16 protein-coding genes are annotated in these 14,294 nt (G+C 73.7%); 11 read left to right on the plus strand and 5 right to left on the minus strand.

From position 1 onward, the window contains the following. Both BLS43_RS20215 and BLS43_RS20220 read left to right on the plus strand, forming a co-directional pair. Window positions 1-1,317: a M20/M25/M40 family metallo-hydrolase gene (locus BLS43_RS20215; RefSeq protein WP_093087402.1), complete on the plus strand. Its 1,317-nt coding sequence runs from the start codon at window positions 1-3 to the stop codon at window positions 1,315-1,317. Continuing rightward, entirely contained in the window at window positions 1,317-2,060 is a 744-nt protein-coding gene (locus tag BLS43_RS20220; protein WP_093087331.1) for an SDR family oxidoreductase, read from the plus strand. Before BLS43_RS20215 ends, BLS43_RS20220 begins: the two co-directional genes overlap by 1 nt. 70 nt (window positions 2,061-2,130) lie before the next feature. Here the strand turns inward: BLS43_RS20220 and BLS43_RS20225 are convergent, their stop codons facing one another. Continuing rightward, complete coding sequence (locus tag BLS43_RS20225; RefSeq protein ID WP_093087334.1) at window positions 2,131-2,376, minus strand: DUF5703 family protein; 246 nt, start codon at window positions 2,374-2,376, stop codon at window positions 2,131-2,133. 68 nt (window positions 2,377-2,444) lie between these two features. Next, window positions 2,445-3,389 (minus strand): aldo/keto reductase, encoded by a 945-nt coding sequence (locus BLS43_RS20230; RefSeq protein ID WP_093087404.1) that lies wholly within the window; start codon window positions 3,387-3,389, stop codon window positions 2,445-2,447. 67 nt (window positions 3,390-3,456) lie between these two features. Between BLS43_RS20230 and BLS43_RS20235 the strand changes: the two genes are divergently transcribed. The 9 genes from BLS43_RS20235 (at window position 3,457) to BLS43_RS20275 (ending at window position 11,736) form a co-directional block, all read left to right on the plus strand. Beyond that, complete coding sequence (locus tag BLS43_RS20235) at window positions 3,457-4,278, plus strand: undecaprenyl-diphosphate phosphatase (protein ID WP_093087336.1); 822 nt, start codon at window positions 3,457-3,459, stop codon at window positions 4,276-4,278. A 10-nt stretch (window positions 4,279-4,288) separates the two neighbouring features. Beyond that, complete coding sequence (locus BLS43_RS20240; RefSeq protein ID WP_176921439.1) at window positions 4,289-4,975, plus strand: histidine phosphatase family protein; 687 nt, start codon at window positions 4,289-4,291, stop codon at window positions 4,973-4,975. Window positions 4,976-5,035: 60 nt separating this feature from the next. Continuing rightward, entirely contained in the window at window positions 5,036-5,641 is a 606-nt protein-coding gene (locus BLS43_RS20245; protein ID WP_093087340.1) for a DUF3090 domain-containing protein, read from the plus strand. Window positions 5,642-5,648: 7 nt separating this feature from the next. Next, complete coding sequence (locus BLS43_RS20250; protein ID WP_281245852.1) at window positions 5,649-6,461, plus strand: SCO1664 family protein; 813 nt, start codon at window positions 5,649-5,651, stop codon at window positions 6,459-6,461. Window positions 6,462-7,238: 777 nt separating this feature from the next. Further along, window positions 7,239-8,669, plus strand: coding sequence for an NADP-dependent phosphogluconate dehydrogenase (gene gndA, locus BLS43_RS20255; RefSeq protein ID WP_093087343.1), 1,431 nt, complete (start codon window positions 7,239-7,241; stop codon window positions 8,667-8,669). 132 nt (window positions 8,670-8,801) lie between these two features. Then, the gene (locus tag BLS43_RS20260) at window positions 8,802-9,272 is read left to right on the plus strand and encodes a hypothetical protein (protein ID WP_093087345.1); all 471 of its coding nucleotides are present in this window, start codon (window positions 8,802-8,804) and stop codon (window positions 9,270-9,272) included. A 60-nt stretch (window positions 9,273-9,332) separates the two neighbouring features. Continuing rightward, window positions 9,333-10,094 (plus strand): polysaccharide deacetylase family protein, encoded by a 762-nt coding sequence (locus tag BLS43_RS20265; protein WP_093087348.1) that lies wholly within the window; start codon window positions 9,333-9,335, stop codon window positions 10,092-10,094. A gap of 20 nt (window positions 10,095-10,114) precedes the next feature. After that, a complete protein-coding gene (locus BLS43_RS20270) occupies window positions 10,115-11,266 on the plus strand; it encodes a YncE family protein (protein WP_093087350.1) in 1,152 nt (383 codons plus the stop codon). Beyond that, the gene (locus BLS43_RS20275; protein ID WP_093087352.1) at window positions 11,263-11,736 is read left to right on the plus strand and encodes a DUF2127 domain-containing protein; all 474 of its coding nucleotides are present in this window, start codon (window positions 11,263-11,265) and stop codon (window positions 11,734-11,736) included. Before BLS43_RS20270 ends, BLS43_RS20275 begins: the two co-directional genes overlap by 4 nt. Here BLS43_RS20275 and BLS43_RS20280 read toward each other — a convergent pair. The 3 genes from BLS43_RS20280 to BLS43_RS20290 form a co-directional block, all read right to left on the minus strand. Further along, complete coding sequence (locus tag BLS43_RS20280) at window positions 11,702-12,760, minus strand: FAD-dependent oxidoreductase (RefSeq protein ID WP_093087354.1); 1,059 nt, start codon at window positions 12,758-12,760, stop codon at window positions 11,702-11,704. The genes BLS43_RS20275 and BLS43_RS20280 overlap by 35 nt on opposite strands. Before the next feature lie 102 nt (window positions 12,761-12,862). Further along, window positions 12,863-13,783 carry a threonine/serine dehydratase family protein gene (locus BLS43_RS20285; RefSeq protein ID WP_245707624.1) on the minus strand — a complete coding sequence of 307 codons (921 nt, stop codon included), beginning with the start codon at window positions 13,781-13,783 and terminating at the stop codon, window positions 12,863-12,865. A 43-nt stretch (window positions 13,784-13,826) separates the two neighbouring features. Then, on the minus strand, window positions 13,827-14,150 hold the full coding sequence (locus BLS43_RS20290) for a putative quinol monooxygenase (protein ID WP_093087356.1): 324 nt from the start codon (window positions 14,148-14,150) through the stop codon (window positions 13,827-13,829). Between the last annotated feature and the right edge of the window lie 144 nt (window positions 14,151-14,294).

Raw genomic sequence — 14,294 nt, forward strand, 5'->3', positions numbered from 1 at the left:
ATGACCGGCCCTGTCACCGCTGCTGACGAGGTGGTCGAGCTGTGCTCGGACCTCATCCGCATCGACACGTCCAACACCGGCGACCCGACGACCGTGGTGGGGGAGCGCGCGGCCGCCGAGTACGTCGCCGCGAAGCTGTCCGAGGTCGGCTACGAGGTCGAGGTCCTGGACTCCGGCGCCCCCGGGCGCAGCAACGTCTTCGCCCGCCTGGCGGGGGCCGACCCGAGCCGCGGCGCGCTGCTCGTCCACGGCCACCTCGACGTCGTCCCGGCCGAGCCGAGCGAGTGGTCGGTCCACCCTTTCTCCGGCGCGGTGCAGGACGGCTTCGTGTGGGGCCGCGGCGCGGTCGACATGAAGGACATGGTCGCGATGACGATCGCCGTCGCGCGGCGGTTCAAGCGCGAGGGCTACGTGCCGCCGCGGGACATCGTGTTCGCGTTCCTGGCGGACGAGGAGGCGGGCGGCGCCTACGGGTCGCAGTGGCTGGTGAAGAACCGGCCGGACCTGTTCGAGGGGTGCACCGAGGCCGTCGGGGAGGTGGGCGGGTTCTCCCTGACCCTGGCCGAGGACCAGCGCGTCTACCTGATCGAGACGGCCGAGAAGGGCATGGCCTGGATGCGGCTGCGGGCCAAGGGCAGGCCCGGCCACGGCTCGTTCCTGCACGACGACAACGCCGTCACGATCCTGTCCGAGGCGGTCGCGCGGCTGGGCAACCACCGCTTCCCGCTGGTCATGACCGACACCGTGCGGGCCTTCGCGGACTCGGTGCGCGAGCTGACCGGCATGGAGTTCCCGGACTCCGACATCGAGGGCGCCTTCGCCAAGCTCGGCCCGGTCGCCCGCATGGTCGGCGCGACCGTCCGGGACACGGCCAACCCGACGATGCTCAGCGCCGGCTACAAGGCGAACGTCATCCCGTCGACGGCCGAGGCCACGGTCGACTGCCGCGTGCTCCCGGGCCGTCGCGACGCCTTCTTGGCGGAGGTCGACGAGCTGCTGGGGCCGGACGTCACGCGCGAGTGGATCCAGGACCTCCCCGGCCTGGAGACCGAGTTCGACGGCCCGCTGGTGGACGCCATGGCCGCCGCCCTGCGCACCGAGGACCCGACGGCCCGGACCGTGCCCTACATGCTCTCCGGCGGCACCGACGCCAAGGCCTTCAGCGAGCTGGGCATGCGCTGCTTCGGGTTCGCCCCGCTGCGCCTGCCCCCGGACCTGGACTTCGCGTCGCTGTTCCACGGCATCGACGAGCGGGTGCCCGTGGACGCGCTGGAGTTCGGCGCCCGGGTCATGGACACGTTCCTGCGGAACGTCTGATGGTCGCGCTGGTCACCGGGGGTGCGTCCGGCATCGGTGCCGCCGCCGCCCGCAGGCTCGCCGCGGCGGGCGAGCACGTCCTGATCGTCGACCGGGCGCCCGCCGAGGAGCTCGCCCGCGAGCTGGGCGGGTCGTCGCACGTCGCGGACGTCACCGATCCGGAGGCGGTGGCCGCGGCCGTCGCGGCCGCCGAGGAGATCGGCCCGCTGCGCACGGTGCTGCTGAACGCCGGCATCACCTCCGGCCAGTCCGGGGTCGAGGACCTCGACCTCGCAGGCTACCGGGCGATCATGGGCGTGAACGTGGACCACGTGGTCTTCGGCACGGCCGCCGCGGTGCCCGCGCTCACGCGGGCGGGCGGCGGCCGCATCGTCGCGACGGCGAGTCTGGCCGGCCTGGTCGGCATGCCCGGGGACGCCCTGTACACGGCGTCGAAGCACGCCGTCGTCGGGTACGTGCGGTCCGCCGCCGCGGCGCTGGCGCCGCGCGGGATCACGATCGACGCCGTCTGCCCCGGGTTCGCCGACACCCCGCTGATCGTGGAGCAGAAGGCGCAGTTCGGGGACTTCCCGCTGCTCACCGCCGAGGACGTCGCGGACGCGATCGAGGCGATCCTGGAGCGCGGCGAGCCGGGGGAGTGCTGGTTCGTGCAGCCGGGCCGCGACCCGGCCCCCTACGGCTTCCGCGGCGTCCCCGGCCCGAAGGGCTCCGCCGCCCCGCCGCCGCTGACCTGGGAACACTGACCGCATCGTGGAGCCACAACCGTCGTTTCGGGCCCCGAGAACGACAGTGGTGGCTCCACGATGCCGGGGGTCAGTAGGAGAGTTCGGGGAGCATGTGCTTCGTGCGCTTGCGGCGCAGCCACACCTTGCGGACGCCGCCGGGGTACAACCGCACCCTCGACAGCTCCCACCCCGCGTACTCGGCCTGGATCGCCAGGCGCACCGCCGCCGTCATCCGCGGCACGTCGCCGTCGATCCGGAGGGGTCGGTACTCCCAGTCCCCCTCCACGGTGATATTCCCGTCGGGATCGACGGCCTCCACAGAACCGGTCGCCACCGGTCACCTCCCCGCCGTGCTCGCGCCCCCCGGTGAACCGGGGGTTACACGAAGCCACCATACGGAAATCACGGGGTGCTGACATCGTCCAGCGCCGCTCGGATCTCCGGCGGCAGCGTGATCTTCTCCGTCGCCAGGGACGCGGCCAGCTGCGCCGCGTCCCGGGCCCCGACGACGGCCGCCGCCACGCCCGGCCGGTCCCGCACCCAGGCCAGGGCGACCGCGAGGGGCGAGGTCCCGAGCCCGTCCGCCGCCGTGAGCACGGACTGGACGATCCGGGCGCTGCGCTCGTTGCGCCGCGCCTCGACGTAGGCGGCGAGGCTCGGCGAGCCGGCCCGCGAGTCCGAGGGGGTGCCGTCGGTGTACTTGCCGGTCAGCACGCCGCGACCGAGCGGCGCCCAGGCCAGCAGCCCGAGCCCGTGGTGGCGGGCCGCGGGCAGCAGCTCGCGCTCGGCCGAACGGGTCAGCAGCGAGTACTCGACCTGCACCGACACCGGCGCGACCAGGTTCCCGACGGACCGCGCGCGCTCGGCCACGGTGGCCAGCTGCCAGCCCGACGGCGCGACCAGACCGGCGTAGCGCACCTTGCCTGCGAGCACCGCGACCTGGATCGCGGACAGCGTCTCCTCCAGGGGCACGTGGGTGTCCCAGCCGGGGAGCTGCCAGAGGTCGAGGTGGTCGGTGCGCAGCCTGCGCAGCGTCGCGTCGAGCCCGCGGAGCAGGGCGCCGCGCGCCGAGCCGCCGCCGAGGGCCCCGCCCGCGGGGACGCCGCGCGCGGCGATCACGACGTCCTCCCGGGCGACCAGGCCGTCCGCGAGGTGCCCGCCGAGGACCTGCTGCGCGGTGCCGTCGCCGTAGACGTCCGCGGTCTCGACGAGCGTGCCGCCCGCCTCGGTGAAGGCGAGGAGCTGCTCGCCCGCGCCGTCCGCGTCCGTGTCCTCGCCCCAGGTCATGGTGCCCAGCCCGATCCGGGAGACCTGCAGACCCGATCCGCCGACCCTCCTGCGCTGCACGGGGGGAGCGTGCCATCCGGGGGTGCGGGCGAGGTCGGCCACCCCGCTGCCGCTACGGTGACGCTCCGTGAGCTGGCTTGAGGTCATCGTCCTGGGGCTCGTCCAAGGACTCACCGAGTTCCTGCCGATCTCGTCCTCCGGCCACCTGCGGATCGTCTCCGGCGTGTTCTTCGGCCACGACCCGGGCGCCGCGTTCACCGCGGTCACCCAGATCGGCACCGAGCTCGCGGTGATCGTCTACTTCGCCAAGGACATCGGGAACCTCGTCGTCACCTGGTTCCGCGGCCTGCGCGACCCCGAGGTGCGGGCGACGCAGGAGTACCGGATGGCCTGGATGGTGATCATCGGGACCATCCCCATCGGCGTGCTGGGCGTGCTGTTCAAGGACCAGATCGAGACGGTCGCGCGCAACCTGTGGCTCATCGCGACCACGCTCGTCGTGTTCGGCGTGCTGCTCGGCCTCGCCGAGCGCTTCGGCACGCAGGAGCGCCCGGTCGAGAAGCTGACCATGCGAGACGGCATCATCCTCGGCTTCGCGCAGGCCATGGCCCTGATCCCGGGCGTCTCGCGGTCCGGCGGCACGATCACCGTCGGGCTCTTCCTGGGCCTGCAGCGGGCCGCGGCGGTGCGGTTCTCGTTCCTGCTCGCCATCCCGGCGGTGTTCGCGTCCGGGCTGTTCACCCTCCCGGACGTCTTCGCCGGCGACGGGCCCAGCCCCTTCCAGATGATCGTCGCCGTCGTCGTCGCGGGCGTCGTCGGGTACGCGGTGATCGCCTGGCTGCTCAAGTTCGTGGAGAAGAACACCGTCTACGTGTTCGTGGCCTACCGGATCGCCCTCGGCGTGGCCCTGATGGCGGCACTGGCGATCGGCGCGGTCTCCGCCACGTAGGGTCGAGTCCGTGCCCACCTTGATCCTCGTCCGCCACGGCCGTTCGACGTCCAACACGTCCGGCGTGCTCGCGGGCCGCACGGCCGGGGTGGAGCTGGACGACAAGGGCCGCGGCCAGGCCGAGCAGCTCGTGGAGCGGCTCGCCCCGGTCCCGATCGCCGCGATCGTCACCTCGCCGCTGACCCGGTGTGCGCAGACGGTCGAGCCGCTGGCGAAGGCCCGCGGGCTGGATCCGTCGGTGGAGCCGGACCTCACCGAGGTGGACTACGGGGAGTGGACCGGCCGCGAGCTCAAGGACCTGGCGAAGGAGGACCTCTGGCGGGTCGTCCAGGCGCACCCGTCCGCGGCGGTCTTCCCGGGTGGGGAGGGGCTGGCGCAGATGCAGTGCCGCGCCGTCGCCGCCATCCGGCGCTGGGACCGGCGGATCGCCGAGGAGCACGGGCCGAACGCCGTCTGGGTCGCGTGCAGCCACGGGGACCCGATCAAGTCCGTCGTGGCCGACGCGATGGCCACCCACCTGGACAACTTCCAGCGGATCGTCGTCGACAACTGCTCCCTCTCGGTGATCACCTACACCCCGACGAGGCCCTTCGTGGCCCGGGTGAACGACGTCGGTGGGGACGTCGCGGCGCTGATCCCGAAGAAGGACGAGAAGCCCGCCGAGGAGGCCGTGGTCGGCGGGTCCACAGGGGCCTGACCACGACCTGGTCATACCGGGGTGCCGGTGGCCGTCGAGTGGCCTAGTCTGGATATCGCCATGTCACGCGTCATCCACGTCTTCCGTCAGCCCGAGCGGTTCGTCGCCGGGACCGTCGGCGAGCCCGGGGACCGGGCCTTCTACCTGCAGGCCGTCGAGGAGGCGCGCACCATCAGCGTGCTGTTGGAGAAACAGCAGGTGTCGGTGCTCGCCGAGCGCATCGAGGCGCTGCTGACCGAGGTCGAGCGCCGGTTCGGCGGCGACGCGGGGCCCGCCGCCGCGGTCGCGCCGTCGGGGCCGTCCTCGGACAACGACCCGCTCGCGGTGCCGCTCGAGGAGGAGTTCCGGGTCGGCACCATGGGCCTGGGGTGGGATGCCGACAGCAGGTCCATCGTGGTGGAGCTGCTCGCGGTCACCGAGGAGGAGGTCGACGAGTCCGTCGTCCTCGACGACACCGACGAGGGGCCGGACGCGTTGCGCGTGTTCCTGTCCCCGACGCAGGCCAAGGCCTTCGCGGACCGGGCCGAGAAGGTCGTCTCCGCCGGCCGGGCGCCGTGCCCGCTGTGCGCGGAGCCGCTCGACCCGCAGGGTCACGTCTGCGTGCGGCTCAACGGGTTCCACCAGCGCTCGCCGATGGGCGCGACCGGCGACGAAGCGGCCGAGTAGTACGGCCTTGACCGGACACACCGGGCCCGACCTGCGCGATCCCGAGATCCTCGAGGTGCTCCGACGTGGGCGGATCGAGGTCACCGGGCGGATGGTCGCCGCCTCCAACGCCACCCTGTTCGGCACCATCGCCGCCCACGGGCACACCTTCGAGTGCGTGTACAAGCCGGTGCGCGGCGAGCGCCCGCTGTGGGACTTCCCCGACGGCACGCTCGCCGGGCGCGAGGTCGCGTCCTACCTGGTCAGCGAGGCCGCCGGGTTGCAGGTGGTGCCCCCGACCGTGCTGCGGGACGGACCGTTCGGCCCGGGCATGGTCCAGGCCTGGGTGGACACCGAGACCACCGAGGACCTCGTGGACGTGTGCTCGCCCAAGGAGATCAAGCCCGGCTGGAAGGGCGTCCTGCGCGCGCGGGACGACGACGGCGCACCCGCCGTGCTGGTCCACGCGGACGATCCGCGGCTGCGTGCCATGGCCGTGTTCGACGTCGTCGCCAACAACGCCGACCGCAAGGGCGGGCATGTCCTGGCGGGCGACGACGGTCGGGTCTACGGCGTGGACCACGGCCTGACCATGCACACCGAGGACAAGCTCCGCACCGTGCTGTGGGGATGGGTCGGCGAGGAGCTGTCCGAGGCGGAGATCGAGGCGCTCGGCAGGCTGCGCGCCGAGCTGGCGGGCGACCTGGAGGACCGGTTGGGCCCGCACATCACCCTGTCCGAGATCCGGGCCCTCACCGAGCGGGTGGACCTCATGCTCGCGGTCCCGCTCTTCCCCGAGCCCTCCGGCTACGGCCCGGCCATCCCCTGGCCTGCGTTCTAGGTCCGGTGCCGGCGGGACCCTGATGCTTGGGACGCCCAAGCGCCGCTGAGTGACGCTTGGGACGCCCAAGCGTCGGGGGGTGGTGGGAGCGCTGATGCTTGGGACGCCCAAGCGCCGCTGAGTGACGCTTGGGACGCCCAAGCGTCACTCAGCGTCGGGAAGCGCTCGGCGGCCCCAGCGGTGCGCTCATTCTGGGTACGCAGGTCCACGTATGGTCCCGCGGCCCGGAGCACACCGATGCTGGGCGGATGGGGGAGGTGCGTCGGGCGCTGCCCGTGGCGCCCGCGGACTGGGAGCGGCTCGTCGACTCGGTCTCGTCCGCTGTGGACCCGGCGACGGCGCGGCGACTGCGCGCCGCGCTGCTCCCCGCGACGACCGCGCGGCGCGAACCGTGGCGGCTGAGCCCGCCGCTGGTGTTCGTCCGGGTCCGGCCGGAGGAGGTCGCGGCGATCGGCGCCGCCGCGCGCAGGCTCGGGAGGCAGCTGTCGCCCGGTCGTCGCACGCCGGCCGCGCCCGCGGCCACGGAGGCGCTGGCCGTGCTGGTCCGGGACCTGGCGCCGGTGCACGGCCTGCTCGACCTCGATCCCGGCGAGGACGCCGAGGTGCCGCGGGGTGCCCGCCTGGGGCGTCGCGGGCCGGCGGGGGTCCGTCGGACGCTCCCCAGCGCATGTGCTTTCCCACTGCACTCGCCCCGGGCGGGCGGCGCGCGGCAGGATGGACGGAGGACGGCACCCCGGGTCGGATCGGGCGGGGTGCCTCGGCGACGGAGAGGAACCCATGGCGGAGAAGAGCCGCATCGGCGTCACCGGCCTCGCGGTGATGGGGGCCAACCTGGCCCGGAACATCGCGAGCCGCGGGGTGCCGGTGGCCGTGCACAACCGCACGTACGCCAAGACCGAGCAGTTCATGGCCGACTACGGCGCCGAGGGCGACTTCACGGCATCGGAGTCCGTGAAGGACTTCGTGGACTCCCTCGAGACCCCCCGCAAGATCATCGTCATGGTCAAGGCGGGCAAGCCCGTCGACGGCGTCATCGAGGAGCTGACCCCGCTCCTCGACGAGGGCGACATCATCATCGACGCGGGCAACTCGCACTTCCCGGACACCGTGCGCCGCACCGCCGAGTGCGAGGCGAACGGGCTGCGGTTCATGGGCGTCGGGGTCTCCGGCGGCGAGGAGGGCGCACTGCTCGGGCCGAGCATCATGCCCGGCGGCGACCCCGCGGCGTACGAGGAGGTCCGCGAGATCTTCGAGTCGATCGCGGCCGTCGTCGACGGGACGCCGTGCGTCACGCACGTCGGGCCGGGCGGGGCCGGGCACTACGTCAAGATGGTGCACAACGGCATCGAGTACGCCGACATCCAGCTCATCGCCGAGGCGTACGACCTGCTCACGAACGTGGTCGGGCTCGACGCGCCCGCCGTGGGCAAGATCTTCGAGGAGTGGAACACCGGCGACCTCGACTCCTTCCTGATCGAGATCACCGGCAAGGTCCTCGCCAAGACGGACGCCAGGACCGGGCGCCCGCTCGTCGACGTCATCGTGGACCAGGCGGGCCAGAAGGGCACCGGGACCTGGACGGCGATCGACGCCCTGCAGCTCGGCATCCCGCTGACCGGCATCACCGAGGCCGTGTTCGCGCGCGGGCTGTCGGCGCTGCGCTCCGAGCGCAAGGCGGCGGCGGGCGTGCTCGCGGGCCCGACGCCGTCGAAGGAGGTCGACGAGTCCCTGGTCGAGGACATCCGCCTGGCGCTCTACGCCTCCAAGGTGGTCGCGTACGCGCAGGGCTTCGCCCAGATGCGCGCCGCGTCGGTCGAGAACGGCTGGGACCTCAAGCTGGGCGAGATGGCCACCATCTGGCGGGGCGGCTGCATCATCCGGGCGCGGTTCCTCAACCGCATCCGCGAGGCCTACGACGAGCACCCCGACCTGGACAACCTGCTGATGGTCCCGTACTTCACCGAGGCCGTCGCGAACGCGCAGGACGCCTGGCGCCGGGTCATCGTCAAGGCCACCGAGCAGGGGGTGCCGATCCCGGCGTTCTCCAGCTCGCTGTCCTACTACGACGGCTACCGCCGCGAGCGCGGCCCGGCGAACCTGATCCAGGGCCTGCGGGACTTCTTCGGCGCCCACACCTACAAGCGCATCGACGCCGAGGGCTCCTTCCACACCCGGTGGGCGCAGGACGGCACCGAGGTCGAGGCCTGACGCTCCGTGGGCGGTGCCGGCGGCCGAGCCCTCGCCACCGCCCACGGACCCCGCCGGGGTGGGGCCACCACCACCGCGCGGACGCCTGCTGATCACCTGGGGTGGGACGGGCGCCGTTCGTAGCGTTCCCCCATGCGACGACTGCTTCTCGCCTCCCTGTTCCTGGCCACCCTGGCGGGTTGTTCCGCGCCCGCCACGGCCGCCGCGCCCGCCGTGGCGGCGGACGCCCCGCCCCAGGCGCAGGTGCGGTTCACCGCCGATCCCCGGGCCGTCGCGGGTACGCGGACCTACGACCTGACCGGCGTGGCCGCCGACGGCCGGTGCACCCCGGAGGCCGTCAGCATCCGTGACGACGCCGCGGCCCAGGGCGAGCTCGACGGCCTGTACCTCACCCTCGGGTCGACGCCGGTCGTCGAGCCCTCCCTCAACACCACCGGGGCCGGGTGGAGCTACGACACCTCGTACGTGACCTCGGACGGGAAGGCGGGCTCCGCCACCGCGACCGCCACGGTGCGCGACGGCCGCCTCGAGATCGTCTTCGACGGGCGCACGTGGGACGGCTCGACCTTCTCGGGGACCGCGTCCTGCGCCGTCGCACCGTAAAGGAAGACCCTCGGGACGACCAAGGAAACCCCAGTTCAAGGTGGGGGCTAGGGTCGCCCCGTGAGCGTGGGGAAGCGGGTGGCGCCGCGCCGCGCGGTACTCGGGGCGGCCCTCGCCCTCCCGGTGCTCGCGGCGTGCTCGACCACCGAGCCCGGGACACCCGTCGCGAACCCGCAGGCACCCACCCCGACACCCCCGAGACCCCCGACGGCCCCGTCCGCCCCGCCGGCCGGCGAGGTCGAGCGGGCCACCACCGGTCGCCCCGAGGTGGCGCTGACCTTCCACGGTGCGGGTGACCTGGACCTGGCCCGCCGGGTCCTGACGGCGTTGCAGCAGGGTGGGGCGGCGGTGACGGTGCTCGCCGTCGGGACCTGGCTCGAACAGCACCCCGACGCCGCGAAGGTCGTCACCGGCCTCGGCCACGAGATCGGCAACCACACCTACGCGCACCGGGACGTCGACGCCCTCGGCGCGGCCGCCGCGCGCAGCGAGATCGAACGCTGCCGCGACCTCATCGCCGCCGCGACGGGCGGGCCCGGGGCCTTCTTCCGCCCCTCCCAGAGCCGGCATGCGACGCCCGAGGTCATCGCCCTGGCCGCGGCGGCCGGATACCCCACCGTCCTGAGCTACGACGTCGACTCGCAGGACTTCACCGACCCCGGCGTCGCGGCGATCCGCCGCAACGTGGCGGCGGCGACCGCGGGCAGCGTCGTGAGCATGCACCTCGGCCATCCCGGGACCCTGCAGGCCGTCCCGGGTGTGCTCGCGGATCTCGCCGCGCGCGGACTCACCCCGGTGACCGCGACCAGGTTGTTCGGCTGAAGGAGACACGTTCGGTGGGAATGCGCTCTCGGCTGCTCGCGGCCGCCGTCCTCGTCCTGGCCACGGCCGGGTGCAGCACCGCGCCCGCACCGGCCCCGACCGAGCCGCCACCGGCCGCCCCGCCCACGGCGGCGGCTCCGACGGGCATGCCGCCGGTGACCGACCCGCACAACGTGTACGCCGCCGCGGGCGCGAACATGCTCTCCGACGCGGTGCGTGGGGCCAAGCCGCTGGTCTACGTGCCCGAGACCAAGTCCGGTGACGTGCAGGTCATCGACCCCACGACGTTCCAGACGGTCGGGACCTACCACCTGGGCGGCGAGCTGCAGCACGTCGTCCCGAGCTGGGACATGCGCACCCTCTACGCGACCGACGACACCACGAACAAGATCGTCCCGTTCGACCCGACGACCGGGACGCCGGGCGCGCCCATCCCGGTCGTCGACCCGTACAACATGTACGCGACGCCGGACGGCACGTCGGCGATCTCCGTCGCCGAGGCCCGCCGCAAGCTGGTCTTCTACGACCCGCACACCTGGCAGGAGCAGGGCGAGCTGCCGACCCCGGACTGCGCGGGCATCGACCACGCCGACTACACCCCCGACGGCCGGACGGCCGTGTTCACCTGCGAGTTCGCCGGCCGGGTCGCCGTCGTCGACCTCGAGCACCGCACCCTGCTGCGCATGATCGACCTGCCGACGCGGAACACGATGATGGGCCCGCAGGACATCAAGCTCGCCCCGGACGGCTCGGTCTTCTACATCGCCGACTCCGACCAGAACGGCGTCTGGGTGCTGGACGGCGCGGCCACCCACGTCGTGCGGGAGATCCCGACCGGCGGCGGCGCCCACGGCCTCTACCTCTCCCGGGACGCGACGCGGCTCTACGTGACGAACCGCCACGAGGGCTCGGTCAGCGTGCTCGACGCCTACACCGGCGACCCCGTCGCCAAGTGGTGGATCCCCGGCGGCGGCAGCCCCGACATGGGCAACGTGACCGCGGACGGCACCCAGCTCTGGCTCTCCGGCCGCTACGACCGGGCCGTCTACGTGCTCTCCACGGCGGACGGCTCGCTGATCCGCAAGATCGACGTCGGGGACGGACCGCACGGCCTCTGCGTGTGGCCGCAGCCCGGCCGGTACTCGCTGGGACACACGGGCATCACGCGATGAGTAGGACGGAGCGGCTGTTCCGCATCGCGCTCGTCGTGAAGGGGGTCGACGGCGCGGCGGAGCTGCTCGGCGCCCTGCTCCTGGCGGTCGTGTCGGGCGCGACGGTCCATCGCCTCGTCGCCGAGGTCCTGGCCAGGGACCTGCTCGGCGACCCCGACGGCTCGCTCGCCCGCCACTTCGTCGCCGGCACGTCGGAGTTCGTGTCCGGCGACCGCACGTTCGCGGTGCTCTACCTGGCGCTGCACGGCGTGGTGAAGCTCGCGCTGGTGGTCGCGCTGCTGCGCAAGTGGCTGCCGGCCTACCCGGTCGCGGTGCTCGTGCTCGGGGCGTTCGTCGTCTACGAGATCCTGCGCGCCGTGCACACGGGGTCGATCGTGCTGCCGTTCCTCGCGGCGCTGGACGTCGCGATCCTCGTGCTGGTGATTCGCGAGTACGTCACGCTGCGCCGGGAGCGGCAGCGGACCCCGTGAGGAACGCGGCGATCTCCCGGGCCGCGGCCCGACCCGCCCGGTTGGCGCCGATCGTGCTGGCCGAGGGGCCGTAGCCCACGAGGTGCGCCCGGGGGTCGGCGACGGCGCGGGTGCCGTCCAGGGCGATGCCGCCGTGCGGCGAGCGCGGGTGCAGGGGAGCGAGGTGGCCGACCGCGGGCCGGAACCCGGTGGCCCACAACAGCACGTCCGCGGGCTCCTCGTGCTCGCCCCAGCGCACCCCGGTCGGGGTGACGGCGGTGAACATCGGCCTGCGCTCCAGCACCCCCGACTCGATCCCGGCCCGGTTGGCGTCCGTCAGCGGCAGCCCGGTCACGCTGACGACGGCGCGCGGCGGCAGCCCCTGCCGCACCCGTTCCTCGACGAGCGCGACCGCCTCCCGGCCCGCGTTCTCGTCGAACGGCCCGGACCGCCACCGCGGCGGGGTGCGGGTGACCCAGGTGGTCGCGGCGGCGACCGGCGCGATCTGCAGCAGGAACTGCACGGCCGAGCTGCCGCCCCCGACCACGACGACCCGCTGCCCGGCGAACGCCTCGGCGCCCGGGAAGTCCACGGTGTGCAGCTGTCGCCCGCGGAAGGTCTCCACGCCCGGATAGTGCGGCACGAACGGCCGGTTCCAGGTTCCGGTGGCGTTGACCAGCGCCTTCGCGGTCCAGTCGCCCCGGTCGGTCTCGACCCGCAGGAGCTCCCCGACGGACCGGACCGCGCTCACCCGCACCGGCCGGACGACCGGGAGGGCGAATTCTCGTTCGTAGGCCGCGAAGTACTCGGGCACGACCCGGTTGGCGGGGCGGGACGCGTCCTCGGGGGCGAAGTCCATCCCGGGCAGCGGGTGGACGCGGTGGGCGTCGGAGAGTCGCAGCGAGTCCCAGCGGTGCCGCCACGCCCCGCCCGGCCCCACCTCGCCGTCGAGCACCGTGAAGTCCAGCCCGGTCCGCGCCAGCCCGTAGGCCGCCGACAACCCGGCCTGCCCGGCCCCGATCACCACCACGTCCTGCACGTCCACACCCCGCACAACGCCGCGACCCGCTCTGGAATTGCGCCTCCGGCGCTCGTGCGTGGTAAGTGGTGCTCCAGCACCACTTACCACGCACGGGCGCCGGAGGCGCTAGACGTTCCCGCCGCAGATCACCAGGCCCAGGCGGGCGTCCGGGTGGCGTTCCAGGACCCGGCGGGCGGCCGGGAGCAGGCAGCCCGCGGCGGGCTCGGCCCAGACCTTCGCGTGGTCGGCGAGGTCCCGGGAGCCGCGCACGGCCTCCTCGTCGCTGACGACGAGGACCTCCTCGACCAGCTTCCGCACGTGCGCGAGCGTGAGCTCCGACACCGCGGGCGCGCTCAGCGACGTGACGATCGACGACAGCGTGACGGTCGTCGGCGCGCCCCCGCGCAGCGCCGCCGACATCGCCTCGGCGCCGGTGGTCTCCACACCCCAGACCCGCACCCCGGGGCGCAGCTCGGCCAGGGCCGCCGCGACCCCGGAGATGAGCCCGCCGCCGCCGATGCTGACCATGACGTCGGTCAGTGGGCCCGCGTCCTGCGCGAGCTCCAGCCCGACGGTCCCGGCGCCGGCGATCACCCGGGGGTCGTCGAACGGGTGGACGAGAGTCAGCCCGTCCGCCCGCAACGTGTCGACCAGCGCGAACGCGCCCGCGATGTCCGGGGTCAGGCGCACGTCGGCGCCGGTGGCCCGGCAGGCCGCCACGATGCCGGCGGACGCGGCCTCGGGCATGACCACGGTCGCCGCGATCCCGAGCCCCGCGGCGGTGTCCGCGACCGCGATCGCATGGTTGCCGCCGCTCACCGCCACGACGCCGGCCGCCCGCTCCGCGGCGGTCAACGAGCGGAGCTTCACGGTGGCGCCGCGGGCCTTGAAGGAGCCGGTGCGTTGCAGCAGCTCCAGCTTCGCCGTGACGGGGACGCCGAGCAGCGCGGACAGGCCGGGGCTGGGCACGGTGGGGGTGCGCACGACGTGCCCGTCGATCTCGCGGGCGGCCGCCTCGATCGCGTCGAGGCCGATCAGGGAACTCACGTCCCGAGTCTGCACCCCCACCGTGCCGGGGGCCGACGGGGCACTAGATGGTGCCCTGCTCCGCGGTGCCCGCGGGGACGCCGGTCAGGTAGCGCACGTCCAGCGGTGCGGCCAACCTGCCCTTGAGCGCGCCGCCCAGCTCGGCCAGGGCGGGCGCGGCGCCGTGGGCCTTCAGGTCCTGCCCGGACTCCCAGCGCTCCAGCATGACGAACTCGACCCCGTCGTCGACGGACCGCTCGTGCAGCGCGTACTTCCCGCAGCCGGGCTCGGCGTGGACCTTCGGGACGGCGGCGAGCAGGGCCTCCTTGACGGCGGCCTCCTCGCCGGCCTTGGGCGTGATGGTGGCGACGACGATGACGGCACTCACAAGCGGTTCCTATCTGTTGAGGATGCGGTTCAGTGCTGGTGCGACGTCGCGGTGGGTGTGTACCGGGGTCAGGGTGCCGTGGCCGAGGCGGGCGAGGTCGCGGCCGAGGGGGAGGTCGTGTTCGCCGTCGGTCTCGAGGAGGAC

It is taken from the genome of Pseudonocardia oroxyli, assembly GCF_900102195.1.
Lineage (GTDB): Bacteria > Actinomycetota > Actinomycetes > Mycobacteriales > Pseudonocardiaceae > Pseudonocardia > Pseudonocardia oroxyli.

Excerpts from the sequence above, each read along its gene's own strand:
- BLS43_RS20215 (WP_093087402.1), top strand. The coding sequence starts at position 1 with ATGACCGGCCCTGTCACCGCTGCTGACGAGGTGGTCGAGCTGTGCTCG.
- gndA (WP_093087343.1), top strand. The coding sequence starts at position 7,239 with ATGGCGGAGAAGAGCCGCATCGGCGTCACCGGCCTCGCGGTGATGGGG.
- BLS43_RS20270 (WP_093087350.1), top strand. The coding sequence starts at position 10,115 with ATGCGCTCTCGGCTGCTCGCGGCCGCCGTCCTCGTCCTGGCCACGGCC.
- BLS43_RS20245 (WP_093087340.1), top strand. The coding sequence starts at position 5,036 with ATGTCACGCGTCATCCACGTCTTCCGTCAGCCCGAGCGGTTCGTCGCC.
- BLS43_RS20275 (WP_093087352.1), top strand. The coding sequence starts at position 11,263 with ATGAGTAGGACGGAGCGGCTGTTCCGCATCGCGCTCGTCGTGAAGGGG.
- BLS43_RS20220 (WP_093087331.1), top strand. The coding sequence starts at position 1,317 with ATGGTCGCGCTGGTCACCGGGGGTGCGTCCGGCATCGGTGCCGCCGCC.
- BLS43_RS20260 (WP_093087345.1), top strand. The coding sequence starts at position 8,802 with ATGCGACGACTGCTTCTCGCCTCCCTGTTCCTGGCCACCCTGGCGGGT.